Raw genomic sequence first — 16,060 nt, 5'->3', positions numbered from 1 at the left:
TCAAGTATGGCCGGTGGATCTTGGTTGCGGTGCGGTGCACGCAAATCTGAGGTGCCCGAAAAGGGCTGGCCGCGGCTTTGCAGCCACGGCTTGTTGTGTCTTGCTGTGGAGAGGCGGCGGGAGTGCCGGCCTCATCGCGGGTGAACCCGCTCCCACAGGGTCCGCAGTGGTGCGGAAAACGCATTGAGGCTTCCCGCAGGAAGCCTCGGCCTGGCCTTACTGGCAGGCTTCGCAGTCAGGCTCGTCGATCGCGCAGGCCTTCGGCACTGGCGCAGGGCCGGCTGCCTGGACCGGGGCGCTGTCGCCACCGCTGGAAACGGCGTTGAGCTTGCCGGTGTTGATGGTCGACTTCTCGGTGCTGGTCGCGGCCAGGGCACGGAGGTAGTAGGTGGTCTTCAGGCCACGGTACCAGGCCATGCGGTAGGTAACGTCCAGCTTCTTGCCCGAGGCGCCGGCGATGTACAGGTTCAGCGACTGGGCCTGGTCGATCCACTTCTGGCGACGCGAGGCGGCATCGACAATCCACTTGGTCTCGACTTCGAACGCGGTGGCGTACAGGTCCTTCAGCTCTTGCGGGATACGCTCGATCTGCTGCACCGAACCGTCGTAGTACTTCAGGTCGTTGATCATTACCGAGTCCCACAGGCCACGGGCCTTCAGGTCGCGGACCAGGTACGGGTTGATCACGGTGAACTCGCCCGACAGGTTCGATTTCACGTACAGGTTCTGGTAGGTCGGCTCGATGGACTGCGACACGCCGGTGATGTTGGCGATGGTCGCGGTCGGCGCGATGGCCATGATGTTCGAGTTACGAATACCTTTCTTGACGCGCTCGCGCACCGGGGCCCAGTCCAGGGACTCTTCCAGGTTGACGTCGATGTACTTGGCGCCACGGGCCTCGATCAGGATCTGTTGCGAATCCAGCGGCAGGATGCCCTTGGACCACAGCGAACCCTGGAAGGTCTCGTACGCACCGCGCTCGTCGGCCAGGTCGCAGGACGCCTGGATGGCGTAGAAGCTGACCGCTTCCATCGACTTGTCGGCGAACTCGACGGCAGCATCGGAGCCGTACGGAATGTGCTGCAGGTACAGCGCATCCTGGAAGCCCATGATGCCCAGGCCGACCGGGCGGTGCTTGAAGTTCGAGTTACGCGCTTGCGGCACCGAGTAGTAGTTGATGTCGATCACGTTGTCGAGCATGCGCACGGCGGTGTTCACGGTGCGTTGCAGCTTGGCGGTATCCAGCTTGCCGTCGACGATGTGGTTCGGCAGGTTGATCGAGCCCAGGTTGCAGACCGCGATCTCGTCCTTGTTGGTGTTCAGGGTGATCTCGGTGCACAGGTTCGAGCTGTGGACCACGCCCACGTGCTGCTGCGGCGAACGCAGGTTGCACGGGTCCTTGAAGGTCAGCCACGGGTGGCCGGTCTCGAACAGCATCGACAGCATCTTGCGCCACAGGTCTTTGGCCTGGATGGTCTTGAACACCTTGATCTTGTTGTACTCGGTCAGGGCTTCGTAGTACTCGTAGCGCTCTTCGAAGGCCTTGCCGGTCAGGTCGTGCAGGTCTGGCACTTCCGAAGGCGAGAACAGGGTCCACTTGCCGTCATCGAAGACACGCTTCATGAACAGGTCAGGGATCCAGTTGGCGGTGTTCATGTCGTGGGTACGACGACGGTCATCACCGGTGTTCTTGCGCAGCTCGATGAATTCTTCGATGTCCAGGTGCCAGGTTTCCAGGTAGGCACACACGGCGCCCTTGCGCTTGCCACCCTGGTTGACGGCAACGGCGGTGTCGTTGACCACTTTCAGGAACGGAACCACGCCCTGGGATTTGCCGTTGGTGCCCTTGATGTAGGAGCCCAGTGCACGCACAGGGGTCCAGTCGTTGCCCAGGCCACCGGCGAATTTCGACAGCATCGCGTTGTCGTGGATCGCGTGGTAGATGCCCGACAGGTCGTCCGGCACGGTGGTCAGGTAGCAGCTGGACAGCTGCGGGCGCAGGGTGCCGGCGTTGAACAGGGTCGGGGTCGAGGCCATGTAGTCGAAGGACGACAACAGGTTGTAGAACTCGATGGCACGGGCTTCTTTGTCTTTCTCTTCCAGCGCCAGGCCCATGGCCACACGCATGAAGAACACCTGTGGCAGCTCGAAGCGCACGCCATCCTTGTGGATGAAGTAGCGGTCGTACAGAGTCTGCAGGCCCAGGTAGGTGAATTGCTGGTCACGCTCGTGGTCGATGGCCTTGCCCAGGCGCTCCAGGTCGTAGCCTTTCAGGGCCGGGTCCAGCAGCTCGAACTCGACGCCTTTCTCGACATAGGCCGGCAGGGCCTTGGCGTACAGGTCGGCCATTTCGTGGTGGGTGGCGCTCTCGGCCACGTTCAGGAAGCCCAGGCCTTCGGCACGCAGGGTGTCCATCAGCAGGCGGGCGGTCACGAACGAGTAGTTCGGCTCGCGCTCTACCAGGGTACGGGCGGTCATCACCAGGGCAGTGTTGACGTCCTTGATGGCCACGCCGTCGTACAGGTTCTTCAGGGTATCGCGCTGGATCAGGTCGCCATCGACTTCGGCCAGGCCTTCGCAGGCTTCGCTGATGATGGTGTTCAGGCGGGCCATGTCGAGCGGCGCCAGGCTGCCGTCGGCCAGGGTGATGCGGATGGTCGGGTGCGGCTCGACCACGGACTCGGCGTTCACGCGGGTGGCACGCTCCTTGGCGCGCTGCTCGCGGTAGATCACGTAGTCACGGGCGACTTTCTGCTCGCCGGCGCGCATCAGGGCCAGTTCGACCTGGTCCTGGATTTCTTCGATGTGGATGGTGCCACCCGATGGCATACGACGCTTGAACGTGGCGGTGACCTGCTCGGTCAGGCGCGCGACGGTGTCGTGGATGCGCGACGAAGCGGCGGCGGTGCCGCCTTCAACTGCGAGGAACGCCTTGGTGATGGCAACGGTGATCTTGTCGTCGGTGTAGGGGACGACAGTGCCGTTACGCTTGATCACACGCAGTTGGCCGGGAGCGGTGGCGGCCAGATCCTGGTTGGAATCGGCGGCCTGCGGCACCTTGGCCTGCGGGTTCTCGCGAGTTGTGTCGGTTTGCATGGGTGGGTGTCTCCACAGTTTCTATATTGTTCAGGCGCCTTTTGGGCGCCCACCGTTCCGTCCACTTGCTCGATGGCCTGGCGGGGATGGGCAATGCATGCGCATCCGCCCGCGCGGGCGTACCAACTTCGGGACAGACTCAGGAAAAAGGGGCAATGGCTCGCCGCTCCCTGGCCGAAGTCAAAGGTTCTGGGCCGGGCCCAAAAACTGTTGCTGATGGATGCCAGGCCTGGCCTGCAACACCCATACCCGAACAAGGCCCTGGAGGGGCTTGCCTCGGTCGCCTCCGCAGGAGCGGTTTGGCTGCTGGAATCACTTGAAGTTCACCCGATAAATCGCTTGATTTTGCGGGTTGACTTTTGTGTGTGATTTTGCACGAAACCCTATATCTAGTGGTTCGCTGCGATCGGGATACAAGATAATGCGGTATCGGGGGCTTTGCAAGGCGAGCGCCTGTGGATAACTTGTGCGTACTTTGTGAGTGAATGGTGGGTATTCGCTGTAGGCCTTGTGCCAAGTGGTTTGCAGTATTTTTCTGCGTCTTGCAGCCCCGGGGCAGAATTTTTCGGGCGCGAACCCTATCACAAAAAACGGTTCAGTCGAGGGGCTGCGAGGCGGCTTGGCAGTGCCGGGGGTGGGACGTAGTATCCGAAGCAGATGTTGCCTTTTGGTTAAAGGGTTATGTTGCCTGCACCGACCCCTTCGCAGCACAAGGCTGCTCCTACCGGGGAGCGCCATACCTTGTAGGAGCAGCCTTGTGCTGCGAAGGGGCCGGTACAGGCAACAGAAGAACAACAAGATAAGGCACAAGCCATGGACCACCCCGCACCCCGCATCCTCATCGTCGAAGACGACCAGCGCCTGGCCGAGCTCACCGCCGAGTACCTGCAGGCCAACGGCTACGAAATCAGCGTCGAGGGCGATGGCGCCCGCGCCGCGCGGCGCATCGTCGACAGCCAGCCCGACCTGGTCATTCTCGACCTGATGCTGCCCGGCGAGGACGGCCTGAGCATCTGTCGCCGGGTGCGCAGCCAGTACCCCGGCCCAATCCTCATGCTGACCGCCCGCAGCGATGAACTCGACCAAGTCCAGGGCCTGGACCTTGGGGCCGATGACTATGTCTGCAAACCCGTACGCCCACGGCTCCTCCTTGCGCGTATCCAGGCACTGCTGCGCCGCAGCGAAGCACCGGACAGCAAGCGCCAGGACCTGGCCTTCGGCGCGCTGCGCATCGACAATCGCCTGCGCGAGGCGCGCCTGGGCGAACAGCTGATAGAGCTGACCGGCGCCGAATTCGACCTGCTCTGGCTGCTGGCCAGCAATGCCGGCCGGGTGCTGACGCGCGAGCAGATCTTCACCGCGCTACGGGGGGTCGGCTACGACGGGCAGGACCGCTCCATCGACATACGCATTTCCAAGATCCGCCCAAAGATCGGCGACGACCCGCTCCAGCCAAGGCTGATCAAGACACTTCGCAGCAAGGGCTACCTGTTCGTCGGCGAGGCCCCATGAACAATTCGATCTTCCTGCGTATCTATGGCGGCATGCTGGCCGTGCTGGTGCTGGTGGCCCTGCTCGGTGTACTCAGCCTGCACCTGGTCAACGAAGTGCGTGCCGCCCAGCACCGAGAAGGCCTGGCCCAGGGCACCTTCAGCCTGATGGCCGACAACCTGGCGCTGCAGAACGATACCGAGCGCAAGCGCTCGCTGCTGATCTGGGAGCGCCTGCTCGGCGTGCCACTGGCGCTGCAGCCCATGACCGCGCGCACACTCGATGGCGGTCAGCGGGCGCGCCTGTACCGCGGGCTGGTGGTGGTCGAGAAGACCGGCCCGCATGCGGCCGAGGTGCTACGCAAGGTCGGCCAGGAAGACCTGATGCTTGTGGCGCAGATCAAACAGATCAGCGAGCAACTGGCGCGGGCCACCCTCTATCTGCTGGCCGACGAACTGGTGCGCTACCCGGTGACCGAACAGCAGCAGCGCCTGGCACAGATCAAGAAAGAAAAGGGCTTCGGCTTTGGCGTGGCCTTGCAGCGCATCGAGCGGGTGAGCCTGGACGATGACCAGCGGCGCCGGGTCGAGGAGGGCGATACGGTCATGGCCCTGGGCAAGGATGGCGACTCGATCCGTGTGTTCGCCGGGCTGGCGGGTTCGCCCTGGGTGCTGGAAATCGGCCCGCTGTACCAGCTCAACCCCTATCCGCCGCAGTTGCTGATCCTGATAACCTTTCTTGGTCTGTGCCTGATCGGCCTGGTGGTCTACCTGCTGGTACGCCAACTGGAGCGGCGCGTGTCGGGCCTGGAGATTGCCGCCACGCGCATCGCCCAAGGCAGCCTGGACACCCGCGTGCCGGCCGGCGGCGCCGACTCGGTGGGGCGTCTGGCCGCGGCCTTCAACGGCATGGCCGAGCACCTGCAGCGCTCGCTGACCATGCAGCGCGAACTGGTGCGGGCGGTTTCCCACGAGCTGCGCACGCCAGTGGCACGTCTGCGCTTTGGCCTGGAGATGATCGAAAGTGCCACCAACGAGCAGGCCCGGGCCAAGCACCTGGCGGGCATGGATGGCGATATCCAGGACCTCGACAAGTTGGTCGACGAGATGCTCACCTACGCCCGCCTGGAGCAGGGCGCGCCGGCGCTGAAGTTCGAGCGGGTAGACCTGGATGCCTTGCTCGACCGGGTGATCGAAGAACTCGCGCCGTTGCGTGCCGAGGTAAGGGTGGTGCGCGGTGAGTGCCAGGGCGCCGCTGGCGAAGGCGCCTGGGTCGAAGCTGAACCGCGCTACCTGCACCGGGCGCTGCAGAACCTGGTGGGCAACGCCATGCGTCACGCCGAGGCCGAGGTGCGCCTGAGCTACCAGTTGGGGCAGCAACGCTGCCGCATCGATGTGGAGGATGACGGCCCGGGGATCCCCGAGGGCGTCTGGGACCGTATCTTCACACCGTTCACCCGCCTCGACGACAGCCGTACCCGCGCTTCGGGCGGGCATGGCCTGGGCTTGTCGATCGTGCGGCGGATCATCTACTGGCACGCGGGCCGAGCCACGGTGGGGCGCAGCGCCGCGCTGGGTGGCGCCTGCTTCAGCCTGAACTGGCCACGGCAGCAGGCACCGCTGTGACGGTCAGACGCTGACCAGGCTGAGCAGGTGGCCGTCCTGCAGGCAGAACTGGCCCTGCAGTTCGGCGCCATGCCGCCACTGCGGCGACAGGTCGGTGAGCAGTCGCAGGCGGGCCAGGCCTTCGGCGGACCAGTCCAGTACTTCGGCATGCTCGAAGTAGAAGCGCTGGCGGGTCAGCGGATAGAGCGTCTTGAACAGGCTTTCCTTCAGCGAGAAGGTCAGGGTGACTGCAAGGCCTGGCTGGCGGCGGTCGAGGCGTTCGAGCTCGGGCGGGGTGAGGATTTCGCCCATCAGTCGCTCGGCACGCTGGTCATCCAGCAACGCTTCCTGATCCAGGCCCAGGCCCTGGCAACTGCCCTCGGCAGCAACCACGGCAGCAGCCCAGCCTTTACCGTGGGTGATCGAGCCGTGGATGCCGGCGGGCCAGATGGGTGAGCGGTCCTCGTGGGTGCCGGGCACGTAGTCACGGCCGTCCAGGCGCTGCAGCGCGGCGCGGGCACATACCCGGCCAGCCAGGTACTCGGCCTGACGCTTGGCCACCGAGCGCTGCAGGCTGGCGCCTGGCACGACGCCGGCGCGCTGGAAGTCGTCGGGTGCCAGGCGGGTGGGGTCGAAGTAGCAACTGACCAGCACTGCGCCGGGTAGGGGGCGGGGCAGGGGCCAGTGGTGCTGGAGCGGGGCGCAGCAGGCGGGGAGTGTGTTCATGGGGGGGTATTGTGCCAGCCGAGGCGACGGTGTGGGAGATCGGATCGCAGGGGCTGCTTTGCAGCCCAATCGCCGGCAAGCCAGCTCCCACAGGTACAGGGCACGGCCCAAGCTTTGCGCGGCCCCTGTGGGAACTGGCTTGCCAGCGATTGGGCCGCAAAGCGGCCCCTCGCGTTGTTTACTTGAACACCTTCTTGAAGAACGCCTGCATATCCGCCCACGATCTTTCATCCGCCGCCTTGTTGTAGCCGATATCCGGCCCGCCATGCTCGCCATGGCTCAGCCGGTCTGCATCCGGGTTGGTAAACCCATGCTTGGCCCCTTCGATACTGACAAACTCATAGTTGACCTTGGCTGCATCCATCTCGGCCTTGAATGCCTCCACCTGCTGCTGAGTAACCATGCTGTCTGCCGCGCCGTGCTCGACCAGGATCTCCGCGCGTACCACCCCAGGCCTGGCCGGGGTCTGGGTGGCCAGTGCGCCATGGAAGCTCACCACGCCGTCCAGCTTTTCGCCGCGGCGTGCGGCATCCAGTACCACCTTGCCGCCGAAGCAATAACCGACCGCCCCCAACTGGTGCTTGTTGGTGTTCGGCTGCAGTTTCAGTAGTTCAAGGCCGGCATCGAAGCGCCGCTCCGCGGCCTTGGGGTCTTTCATCGCTGCTGTCATGAATGCCTTGGCGTCGGCAGGGTGCTCGGTTTGCTTGCCGTCGCCATACATGTCGATGGCCAGGGCGTTGTAGCCCAGTGCTGCCAGGTCGCGGGCGCGGCGCTTGGCATAGTCGTTCAGCCCCCACCATTCATGCACCACGACAATGCCGGGGCGCTTGCCTTCGATGGCGTCGTCATAGGCGTAGTAGCCGACCAGGCGATTGCCGTCGGCGTCCTGGTAGGGGATCTCGCGGGTTTGTACCGCCGCTTGGGCGAGGGCGGCGCTGCACATCAGGGTCAAGGCCAGCAGGGCGCGCATGGTCACTACTCCTTGTTCTTCAAACGGTTCGTTCAGCCGGGGTTCAGCCAGGGTTCAGTCGCGGTTCAGGGTGCCCTGCTTACTCTAGCTTCCAGACCGAAACAGCGCACTCAACTGGAGTATCCAGCCATGAAAACCTTCAACACCCTGCTTGCCGCCATGGCCGTCTGCGCCGCTGGCATTACCACCGCACAGGCCGCTGACGACAACTTCGCCAGCCTGACCTACGGCCAGACCAGCGACAAGGTTCGCAAGTCCGGCCTGCTGCAGCGCAACACCGACCACCTCAACGCCGACGGCATCATCGGCAAGGACGACACCTGGGGCGTGCGAGTGGGCAAGATCAATGACCAGGGCCGCTACTACATGACTTACGACAATGTCTCGGGCGACCACAGCGGCCTGAAGCTGCGCCAGGAAAACCTGCTGGGCAGCTACGACCTGTTCCTGCCGGTGGGAGATACCACCAAGCTGTTCGGCGGCGGCAGCCTGGGCGTGACCAAGCTGACCCAGGACTCGCCGGGGGCCAGCCGGGATACCGACTACGGTTACGCCTATGGCCTGCAGGCCGGCGTGATCCAGGACATCACCGACAAGGCTTCGGTGGAACTGGGCTACCGTTACCTGCGTACCAATGCTGCTACCGAAGTGGGTGCGCACGGCGGGCCGAAGGACGGCACCCTGCGCCTGACCAGCAGCGCGCAGACCTACCTGGCTGCAAGCTACAAGTTCTGACGGGCGAGCCGGGTTATCCTGTACCGGCCCTTTCGCGGGCACGCCCGCTCCCACAGGTACTGCACGAGCCTTGGAGCCTGTGCGATCCCTGTGGGAGCGGGCGTGCCCGCGAAGAGGCCGGTACAGGCAATACATATCAAGGAGCTGCACATGAAACTGCTGGTGGTCGAGGACGAAGCCCTGCTTCGCCATCACCTCTGCACCCGCCTGGGCGAAGGCGGCCATGTGGTCGAGGCGGTCGCCGATGCCGAGGAGGCGCTTTACCAGGCCGGGCAATACCACTTCGACCTGGCCATCATCGACCTGGGCCTGCCCGGCATCAGCGGGCTGGAACTGATCACGCGCCTGCGCAGCCAGGACAAGACCTTCCCCATTCTCATCCTCACCGCCCGCGGCAACTGGCAGGACAAGGTCGAGGGCCTGGCCGCCGGTGCCGACGACTACCTGGTCAAGCCGTTCCAGTTCGAAGAACTCGAGGCACGCCTGAACGCCCTGCTGCGCCGCTCCAGCGGCTTCACCCAGTCGACCATTGCCGCCGGCCCGCTGGTGCTCGACCTCAACCGCAAGCAGGCGATGCTGGACGAGCAGCCCCTGGCCCTGACCGCCTACGAATACCGCATCCTCGAATACCTCATGCGCCATCACCAGCAGGTGGTGGCCAAGGACCGCCTGATGGAGCAGCTGTACCCAGGTGACGAGGAACGCGACCCCAATGTCATCGAAGTGCTGGTCGGCCGCTTGCGGCGCAAGCTCGAGGGCGAGCACGGCTTCAAACCGATCGACACTGTGCGCGGCCTGGGCTACCTGTTCACCGAGCGCTGCCGATGATCCGTTCGCTGCGGGTGCGCCTGATGCTGGCGGCCGCGGTGCTGGCGCTGCTGTTCATGCTGGCGTTGCTGCCGGCCTTGCAGAAGGCCTTCAGCCTGGCCCTGCAGGAGTCGATCGAACAACGCCTGGCCTCGGATGTGACCACGCTGATTTCCGCAGCGCGTATCGAACACGGCCAATTGCAGATGCCGACGCTGCTGCCGGACGAGCGCTACAACCTGCCGTACACCGGCTTGCTCGGCTATATCTTCGACCGCGACGGCAAGCTGGTCTGGCAGTCGCGGGCAACCGCCGCGCAAAACATCAACTACCGCCCACGCTACGACGGCCGCGGCAACGAATTCGCCCGCATTCACCAGGCCGACGGCGAAGAGTTCTTTGTGTACGACGTCGAGATCAAGCTGCTAGGTGGCCAGAGCGCCGCCTATAGCATCGTTGCCTTGCAACCTGTGCGCGAGTACCAGCACACCCTTGATGGCCTGCGCGAAAAGCTCTACCTGGGCTTTGGCGCGGCCTTGCTGGCGCTGCTGGTGCTGCTGTGGGCCGGTTTGACCTGGGGCTTGCGGTCGTTGCGCCGGCTCAGTCGCGAGCTGGACGACGTGGAGTCGGGAGTGCGGGATGGCCTGAGCGGCGAACACCCACGGGAGCTGCTGCGTCTGACCGGCTCGCTGAACCGCCTGTTGCGCAGCGAGCGCGAGCAGCGTCAGCGCTACCGTGATTCGCTCGATGACCTGGCGCACAGCCTGAAGACGCCGCTGGCGGTGTTGCAAGGGGTGGGCGAAAGCCTGCAGCAGCGTAGCGGCGAGCGCGAGCAGGCGCGCGTGCTGCAGAGCCAGATCGAGCGCATGAGCCAGCAGATCGACTACCAGTTGCAACGCGCCAGCCTGCGCAAGAGCGGCCTGGTACGCCACAGCGTGTTGCTGCGGCCGTTGCTCGAAAGCCTGTGCAGCACCTTGGCCAAGGTGTACCGGGACAAGCGGGTGGACGTGACCCTGCAACTGCCCGATGCGGCGCAGGTGCCGATGGAGCAGGGCGCGTTGCTGGAGCTGCTGGGCAACCTGCTGGAGAACGCCTACCGCCTGAGCTTGCGCCAGGTGCGCGTGAGCCTGGAGCAGGCGCCTGGGCAGTTGACCTTGTGCATCGAGGACGACGGGCCGGGGGTGCCGGCGGACCAGCGTGAGCGGATTCTGGAGCGTGGGGAGCGGCTGGACAGCCAGCACCCGGGGCAGGGGATCGGGCTGGCGGTGGTCAAGGATATCGTCGACAGCTATGACGCCGAGCTGAGCCTGGGGGATTCTCCTCTGGGGGGCGCTGCGTTCAGGATTACCTTCAACCTCGAGTGATTTGCTGGCTTGGCCGGCCTCTTCGCGGGTTTACCCGCGCCGGAACAGGCAAACCACAATGGGCGGATTCCCGCCAATGCCCCTGTACAAATCCCGCCACCGGGCGGAAATCCGCCAGCCTTCCTCAGGCAATTCGCCCCGTCGTTGGGCGTTTATCCCTCGCAAATACGGCACTTGCACCCTTCGTGGGCATTTTGGCACCACCCTTGCTATTGATCCTCGCAGAGGCCTGCCCAGGCAGCTCGAACACAACGACAAATCCCTCCGGGTGCAGGAGGGTTAGCGATTCAGGTGCCCCATCGCCCTGGGAAGGGTGAACCGGCACACTTGAGGAAAATTAGCCATGACGACACGTCAGCCGCTGTACAAATCCCTGTATGTCCAGGTGTTGGTCGCCATCACCATCGGTATCCTGCTCGGCCACTACTATCCGGAGACGGGCGTCGCCCTCAAACCCTTGGGGGACGGCTTCGTCAAACTGATCAAGATGGTCATCGCCCCGATCATCTTCTGCACCGTGGTCAGCGGCATCGCCGGCATGCAGAGCATGAAGTCGGTCGGCAAGACTGGCGGCTACGCGCTGCTGTACTTCGAAATCGTCTCCACGGTCGCCCTGATCATCGGCCTCGTCGTTGTCAACGTGGTCAAGCCGGGCGCTGGCATGCACATCGATGTCAGCACCTTGAACGCCAGCAGCGTGGCTGCCTACGCCGCCGCCGGCGCGCAGCAGACCACTGTCGGCTTCCTGCTCAACGTCATCCCGAACACCGTGGTCGGCGCCTTCGCCAACGGCGACATCCTGCAAGTGCTGATGTTCTCCGTGCTGTTCGGCTTCGCCCTGCACCGCCTGGGCAGCTATGGCAAGCCGGTGCTGGACATGATCGACCGCTTCGCCCATGTCATGTTCAACATCATCAACATGATCATGAAACTGGCCCCGGTCGGTGCCTTCGGTGCAATGGCCTTCACCATCGGCCAGTACGGCGTTGGTTCGCTGGTGCAACTGGGCTACCTGATGGCCTGCTTCTACATCACCTGCCTGCTGTTCGTGCTGGTGGTGCTGGGCGGTATCTGCCGCGCCCACGGCTTCAGTGTCCTCAAGCTGATCCGCTACATCCGTGAAGAACTGCTGATCGTGCTGGGTACTTCGTCCTCGGAGTCGGCCCTGCCACGCATGCTAGCCAAGATGGAGCGCCTGGGTGCGAAGAAGTCGGTGGTTGGCCTGGTGATCCCGACCGGTTACTCGTTCAACCTCGATGGCACCTCGATCTACCTGACCATGGCTGCGGTGTTCATCGCCCAGGCCACTGACACCACCATGGACATCACTCACCAGATCACCTTGCTGCTGGTGCTGTTGGTGGCTTCCAAAGGTGCTGCCGGTGTTACCGGTTCGGGCTTCATCGTCCTGGCCGCCACCCTGTCGGCCGTTGGCCACCTGCCGGTTGCCGGCCTGGCGCTGATCCTCGGCATCGACCGCTTCATGTCCGAAGCCCGCGCGCTGACCAACCTGGTTGGCAACGCCGTTGCCACCGTGGTCGTGGCCAAGTGGGTGAAGGAAATGGACGACGACAAGCTGGCATCGGAGCTGGCCTCCGGTGGTGCGCCGCTGGTCGATACCCGTCCGACCGACGACCTGGGCGTGGCTGAAGGCCCGGCTCGTTGATCGCGGGATGGTGAAAAGAAAAAGGCGACCTCAGGGTCGCCTTTTTTGTGGGTGATTATTGTGCTTTCAGGCCCGGCCCTATCGCCGGCAAGCCAGCTCCCACAGGGCCACCACAGGCGTGAGCATTGTGAGGTCCCTGTGGGAGCTGGCTTGCCGGCGATAGGGCCGGGCCTGTGATCTTCAATCTTTCACCACCTCCAGCACCCGGATCACGTCCGGCTGCGGGTAATGCCACCTTACTTGCACATCCCAAAACTTCACCCCATACACCCGCTCGGCCGGTGGCACCTGGTAGGCCGGCCGTGGGTCCTGCGCCAGGCACTGCTCGATCAGCTCCACCAGCGGTTCACCCAGGCGCAGTGCATGTTCGCGGGCCTGGGGCAGGGCGTTGTCGCCCCACTGCACGGCGATCGCGGCAGGCGCTTGGCTGGCCATCTGGTTGCTGGCGCCAGGGATGCTATCGGCGTACGGCACATACGGTTTGATGTCCAGCACCGGCGTACCGTCGAGCAGGTCGATACCAGACAGCAACAGGCGCCCTGGCTCCACGCCTTCCAGGCGCACCACCGACTGGCCGATGCCATTGGGCCGGTGAGTGGCGCGGGTGGCGAACACACCCATGCTCTTGTTGCCACCCAGGCGCGGTGGCCGCACCTTCAGGCGAGGTTTGTCTTCCAGTGCCTGGTGGAACAGGAACAGCAGCCAGACATGGCTGACCTGTTCCAGCCCCTCGACCGCATCGCCCTGGTCGAACGGCGGCAGCAGCTCGAGCACACCGCGTGCGGCGGGCGCCAGTTGCGGCTGGCGCGGGATGGCGAACTTCTCCTTGAAACAGGAGCGGATGATGCCGACCGGGGTAACCGAATGCTGCATGGCCAATCAGCCGCGCACGCGCAGGGTCAGGCCCTTGAGGAAGTTGCGCAGCAACTGGTCGCCGCACGGGCGGTAGTTGTCATGGCCGGCCTTGCGGAACAGTGCGCTGAGCTCGGGCTTGCTGACCGGGAAGTTGACCGACTTGAGGATGGCATGCAGGTCGTCTTCCTTGAGCTCGAAGGCCACCCGCAGCTTCTTGAGGATGAGGTTGTTGGTCACCGGCAGCTCGATCGGCTGCGGCGGGCGGCTGTCATCCTTGCCGCGGCGGTAGATCACCAGGCCGTCGAGAAAGTGCGCCATGACCCGTTCCGGGCAACGCACGAAGCCTTCCTCGTCTTCCTTCTTCAGGTAGGTGGCCAGCACCAGGGGATGCACGTCGAGGCCGGATAGCCCGATGATTTCGGCCATCTTGGCGTCATTCACCTTGAGCATGTAGCGCAGGCTGCGCAGGACGTCGTTGTGGTTCATTGTTGCAGAATCCTGTTCAGGTGCCGCACCTGTGGCGCGGCGTATTGCTTAGAAACGTTCGGTAGTGGCCAGGTAGCGCCACTGGCCCAGGGGCAGCTTGCCCATAGACACGCCGCCCAGGCGAATGCGGCGCATGCCTACCAGCTCCAGGCGCAGGTAGGCGCACAGCTCGGCGATCTGCCCGGGCTGCGGGTTTTTCAGGGCCATGCGCAGGTGGGTCTCGTTCTGCCAGCTGGCCTTGGCTTTAGGCAGCTCGCGGTCATTGCGGGTGGCACCGCGTGCCAGGCGTTCCAGCGCCTGGGGTGTGGTCTCGCCGCGCACTTCAACGATGAATTCCTGTTCCAGGCGGCGCAGGTCGGCTTCGATCTTGCGGGTTACCCGCCAGTCCTGGGTGAATACCTGCAGGCCGCTGGCACCGCGCTCCAGCGGCGCCACGCAGGCCTGCCGGGCAAAATGCCCGTGCAGTGCGCGCACGCCTTCGCGGTGGGTTTCGCTGAGGTTGCCCATGTTCATGCTGGCGCGGGCGGTTTCGCTGTCCACGTTGGCCGCCTGGTTCAGCAGCAGGGTTACTGGTTCCAGCGTTTCGGCACGGGCACCCGGCAGCAGTTCGACGCGCTGCTGCTCGACCTTGAACTGCGGTTGCTCGACCACCACGCCATCGACCGTGACCCAGCCGCCTTCGATATACAACTCGGCCTCGCGGCGGGAGCAGCCAAGCTGCTCGATAAGGCGTTTGGACAGGCGGACGGGTTCGGACATGACGGTAATTCGCAAAGGCAGGGAAAGACCTGCATTGTACCTGCCCGCGCGGCAGAGGGGCTGGGAATCTGTGTCATTTACGCCGTTTTGCGCAGGCGCATGTGCAGCAGCGGGTAGGGTTGCCCCAGGCCGTCGGTTTCCGAACGGCCGATCACCTCGAAGCCCTCATGCAGGTAGAAGCCCAGGGCTTGCGGGTTTTGTTCATTGACGTCCAGGCGCTCGGCATTCAGTTCGTCGATCGCATAGTGCAGCAGGCGCTTGCCAACCCCTTTGCCACGGTAGTCCGGTGCGACGAACAGCATGTCCACGCGCCCGTTGGCAACGCCGGCGAAACCACAGATGCGTTGGCGGTCCTTGCAGCAGATCAGCATCACTGCGTCGAGGTAGCGAAGCAGCACATGGTCGCGCAGCAAGGCAATATAGCTATCCGGCAAGAAGTCGTGGGTGGCGCGTACCGATTCTTCCCACACCTGTACCAGTTCGCCGTAGTCACTCAAGCGCGGGGTTTGCAGCGTCAGTACCGAATGCATGCCGGTGTTCCTCCATGACGATAAGGCAAACATAGCAGGTCAACCACCGGTCGGCTTCTCCGTGCGCTGCTTGAATCTCGGGGTTTGGCGGTCTATTAATTTCATGTGGGAAAAATTCCCACAAAATGAAAAGCAAGAACCTGACACAGGATTCCCGGCTTGATTTGGCGTTCTCACGGCGACGACCTGGAGACGAAATATGCAAATCCATGTGCTGTTCAAAAAAGCGATATTGGCGGCTGCCGTTGCTGGCGTGCTGTCGACTTCCATCGTTCTGGTCCCTGACTCGATTTCCAATGGCTCCAGCGCCTACGCCAAGGATGGTGGTGGTGGAGGCGGTCACGGAGGTGGCGGCGGTGGCCATGGTGGGGGTGGCGGTGGCCATGGTGGGGGTGGTGGTGGCCATGGTGGCGGCGGCGGTGGTCACGGTGGCGGCGGTGGAGGCCACGGTGGTGGCGGTGGTGGTCACGGCGGTGGTGGTGGCGGCCATGGCGGTGGCGGTGGTGGTCACGGCGGTGGTGGTGGCGGCCATGGCGGTGAGGGCGGCGGCCACGGCACTGGCGGGGATGGAGATGGCCATGCCGGCAACAGTGGGCGCGGCCATGACGGCTCCTCGAACTCTGGGCGCAGCGGCAACCACGCTGAAGCGGGTGACGATCATGGCAATCACGTTGGCGGTGAGCCTGGGGACGATCACGGCAATCACGTTGGCGGTGAGCCCGGTGACGATCATGGCAATCACGTTGGCGGTGAGCCCGGGGACGATCATGGCAATCATGTTGGCGGTGAGCCTGGCGATGACCACGGCAATCACGTTGGTGGTGAACCTGGTGATGATCGTGGCGACCATCTGGGTGGCGAACCGGGTGATGACAACAGCAGGAGCTGACTGGCTCTGAACGGTCTCATGCAGCGCCCACGGGGCGGGCCTGTATGAGGCCAGGTTCGGATACACGGCAGCCCCACTCAAC

Annotated in this window: 14 protein-coding genes; 7 read left to right on the top strand and 7 right to left on the bottom strand. The window is 64.1% G+C overall.

The window, feature by feature from the left end:
- Positions 1-216: 216 nt before the first annotated feature.
- A complete protein-coding gene (locus tag GEV38_RS21200; RefSeq protein ID WP_015271499.1) occupies positions 217-3,096 on the bottom strand; it encodes a ribonucleoside-diphosphate reductase subunit alpha in 2,880 nt (959 codons plus the stop codon).
- A gap of 813 nt (positions 3,097-3,909) precedes the next feature.
- Here GEV38_RS21200 and GEV38_RS21195 point away from each other — a divergent pair.
- Positions 3,910-4,608, top strand: a complete 699-nt coding sequence (locus GEV38_RS21195; protein WP_015271498.1) for a response regulator transcription factor — start codon at positions 3,910-3,912, stop codon at positions 4,606-4,608.
- Positions 4,605-6,212 carry an ATP-binding protein gene (locus GEV38_RS21190; RefSeq protein WP_015271497.1) on the top strand — a complete coding sequence of 536 codons (1,608 nt, stop codon included), beginning with the start codon at positions 4,605-4,607 and terminating at the stop codon, positions 6,210-6,212. Before GEV38_RS21195 ends, GEV38_RS21190 begins: the two co-directional genes overlap by 4 nt.
- Positions 6,213-6,215: 3 nt before the next feature.
- Here GEV38_RS21190 and GEV38_RS21185 read toward each other — a convergent pair whose 3' ends face one another.
- Positions 6,216-6,917, bottom strand: coding sequence for a 4'-phosphopantetheinyl transferase (locus GEV38_RS21185; protein WP_015271496.1), 702 nt, complete (start codon positions 6,915-6,917; stop codon positions 6,216-6,218).
- 178 nt (positions 6,918-7,095) lie between these two features.
- Positions 7,096-7,887, bottom strand: a complete 792-nt coding sequence (locus tag GEV38_RS21180; RefSeq protein WP_015271495.1) for a dienelactone hydrolase family protein — start codon at positions 7,885-7,887, stop codon at positions 7,096-7,098.
- 129 nt (positions 7,888-8,016) lie between these two features.
- On the opposite strand from GEV38_RS21180, the gene GEV38_RS21175 reads away from it, so the two are divergent.
- The 4 genes from GEV38_RS21175 to GEV38_RS21160 all read left to right on the top strand — a co-directional run bounded on the left by GEV38_RS21175 (position 8,017) and on the right by GEV38_RS21160 (position 12,459).
- Positions 8,017-8,622, top strand: a complete 606-nt coding sequence (locus GEV38_RS21175; protein ID WP_013973837.1) for an outer membrane beta-barrel protein — start codon at positions 8,017-8,019, stop codon at positions 8,620-8,622.
- A 150-nt stretch (positions 8,623-8,772) separates the two neighbouring features.
- On the top strand, positions 8,773-9,450 hold the full coding sequence (locus tag GEV38_RS21170) for a response regulator (RefSeq protein ID WP_173896006.1): 678 nt from the start codon (positions 8,773-8,775) through the stop codon (positions 9,448-9,450).
- Positions 9,447-10,793, top strand: a complete 1,347-nt coding sequence (locus GEV38_RS21165; protein ID WP_015271494.1) for an ATP-binding protein — start codon at positions 9,447-9,449, stop codon at positions 10,791-10,793. Before GEV38_RS21170 ends, GEV38_RS21165 begins: the two co-directional genes overlap by 4 nt.
- Positions 10,794-11,136: 343 nt before the next feature.
- Positions 11,137-12,459, top strand: a complete 1,323-nt coding sequence (locus GEV38_RS21160; protein WP_015271493.1) for a dicarboxylate/amino acid:cation symporter — start codon at positions 11,137-11,139, stop codon at positions 12,457-12,459.
- 180 nt (positions 12,460-12,639) lie between these two features.
- On the opposite strand, the gene tsaA is transcribed toward GEV38_RS21160, so the two are convergent.
- From tsaA to GEV38_RS21140, 4 genes are all read right to left on the bottom strand, one after another.
- On the bottom strand, positions 12,640-13,332 hold the full coding sequence (tsaA, locus tag GEV38_RS21155; protein WP_054571834.1) for a tRNA (N6-threonylcarbamoyladenosine(37)-N6)-methyltransferase TrmO: 693 nt from the start codon (positions 13,330-13,332) through the stop codon (positions 12,640-12,642).
- Between the two features lie 6 nt (positions 13,333-13,338).
- Complete coding sequence (locus GEV38_RS21150; protein WP_015271491.1) at positions 13,339-13,800, bottom strand: DUF1456 family protein; 462 nt, start codon at positions 13,798-13,800, stop codon at positions 13,339-13,341.
- 48 nt (positions 13,801-13,848) lie between these two features.
- Positions 13,849-14,559: an rRNA pseudouridine synthase gene (locus tag GEV38_RS21145; RefSeq protein ID WP_015271490.1), complete on the bottom strand. Its 711-nt coding sequence runs from the start codon at positions 14,557-14,559 to the stop codon at positions 13,849-13,851.
- A 77-nt stretch (positions 14,560-14,636) separates the two neighbouring features.
- On the bottom strand, positions 14,637-15,089 hold the full coding sequence (locus GEV38_RS21140; RefSeq protein ID WP_015271489.1) for a GNAT family N-acetyltransferase: 453 nt from the start codon (positions 15,087-15,089) through the stop codon (positions 14,637-14,639).
- Between the two features lie 199 nt (positions 15,090-15,288).
- Here GEV38_RS21140 and GEV38_RS27825 point away from each other — a divergent pair, with 199 nt between their 5' ends.
- Positions 15,289-15,978, top strand: a complete 690-nt coding sequence (locus GEV38_RS27825) for a hypothetical protein (protein WP_235891287.1) — start codon at positions 15,289-15,291, stop codon at positions 15,976-15,978.
- Positions 15,979-16,060: the final 82 nt, after the last annotated feature.

The sequence above is a fragment of the Pseudomonas sp. 13159349 genome (assembly GCF_013305685.1).
GTDB lineage: Bacteria > Pseudomonadota > Gammaproteobacteria > Pseudomonadales > Pseudomonadaceae > Aquipseudomonas > Aquipseudomonas asiatica.
The sequence above is the reverse complement of the archived record's forward strand: the minus strand, read 5'-3'. Positions and strand labels throughout refer to the sequence as shown.

Excerpts from the sequence above, each read along its gene's own strand:
- GEV38_RS21170 (WP_173896006.1), top strand. The coding sequence starts at position 8,773 with ATGAAACTGCTGGTGGTCGAGGACGAAGCCCTGCTTCGCCATCACCTC.
- tsaA (WP_054571834.1), bottom strand. The coding sequence starts at position 13,332 with ATGCAGCATTCGGTTACCCCGGTCGGCATCATCCGCTCCTGTTTCAAG.
- GEV38_RS21180 (WP_015271495.1), bottom strand. The coding sequence starts at position 7,887 with ATGCGCGCCCTGCTGGCCTTGACCCTGATGTGCAGCGCCGCCCTCGCC.
- GEV38_RS21185 (WP_015271496.1), bottom strand. The coding sequence starts at position 6,917 with ATGAACACACTCCCCGCCTGCTGCGCCCCGCTCCAGCACCACTGGCCC.
- GEV38_RS21190 (WP_015271497.1), top strand. The coding sequence starts at position 4,605 with ATGAACAATTCGATCTTCCTGCGTATCTATGGCGGCATGCTGGCCGTG.
- GEV38_RS21150 (WP_015271491.1), bottom strand. The coding sequence starts at position 13,800 with ATGAACCACAACGACGTCCTGCGCAGCCTGCGCTACATGCTCAAGGTG.
- GEV38_RS21175 (WP_013973837.1), top strand. The coding sequence starts at position 8,017 with ATGAAAACCTTCAACACCCTGCTTGCCGCCATGGCCGTCTGCGCCGCT.
- GEV38_RS21200 (WP_015271499.1), bottom strand. The coding sequence starts at position 3,096 with ATGCAAACCGACACAACTCGCGAGAACCCGCAGGCCAAGGTGCCGCAG.
- GEV38_RS21160 (WP_015271493.1), top strand. The coding sequence starts at position 11,137 with ATGACGACACGTCAGCCGCTGTACAAATCCCTGTATGTCCAGGTGTTG.
- GEV38_RS21165 (WP_015271494.1), top strand. The coding sequence starts at position 9,447 with ATGATCCGTTCGCTGCGGGTGCGCCTGATGCTGGCGGCCGCGGTGCTG.
- GEV38_RS21195 (WP_015271498.1), top strand. The coding sequence starts at position 3,910 with ATGGACCACCCCGCACCCCGCATCCTCATCGTCGAAGACGACCAGCGC.
- GEV38_RS21140 (WP_015271489.1), bottom strand. The coding sequence starts at position 15,089 with ATGCATTCGGTACTGACGCTGCAAACCCCGCGCTTGAGTGACTACGGC.
- GEV38_RS27825 (WP_235891287.1), top strand. The coding sequence starts at position 15,289 with ATGCAAATCCATGTGCTGTTCAAAAAAGCGATATTGGCGGCTGCCGTT.
- GEV38_RS21145 (WP_015271490.1), bottom strand. The coding sequence starts at position 14,559 with ATGTCCGAACCCGTCCGCCTGTCCAAACGCCTTATCGAGCAGCTTGGC.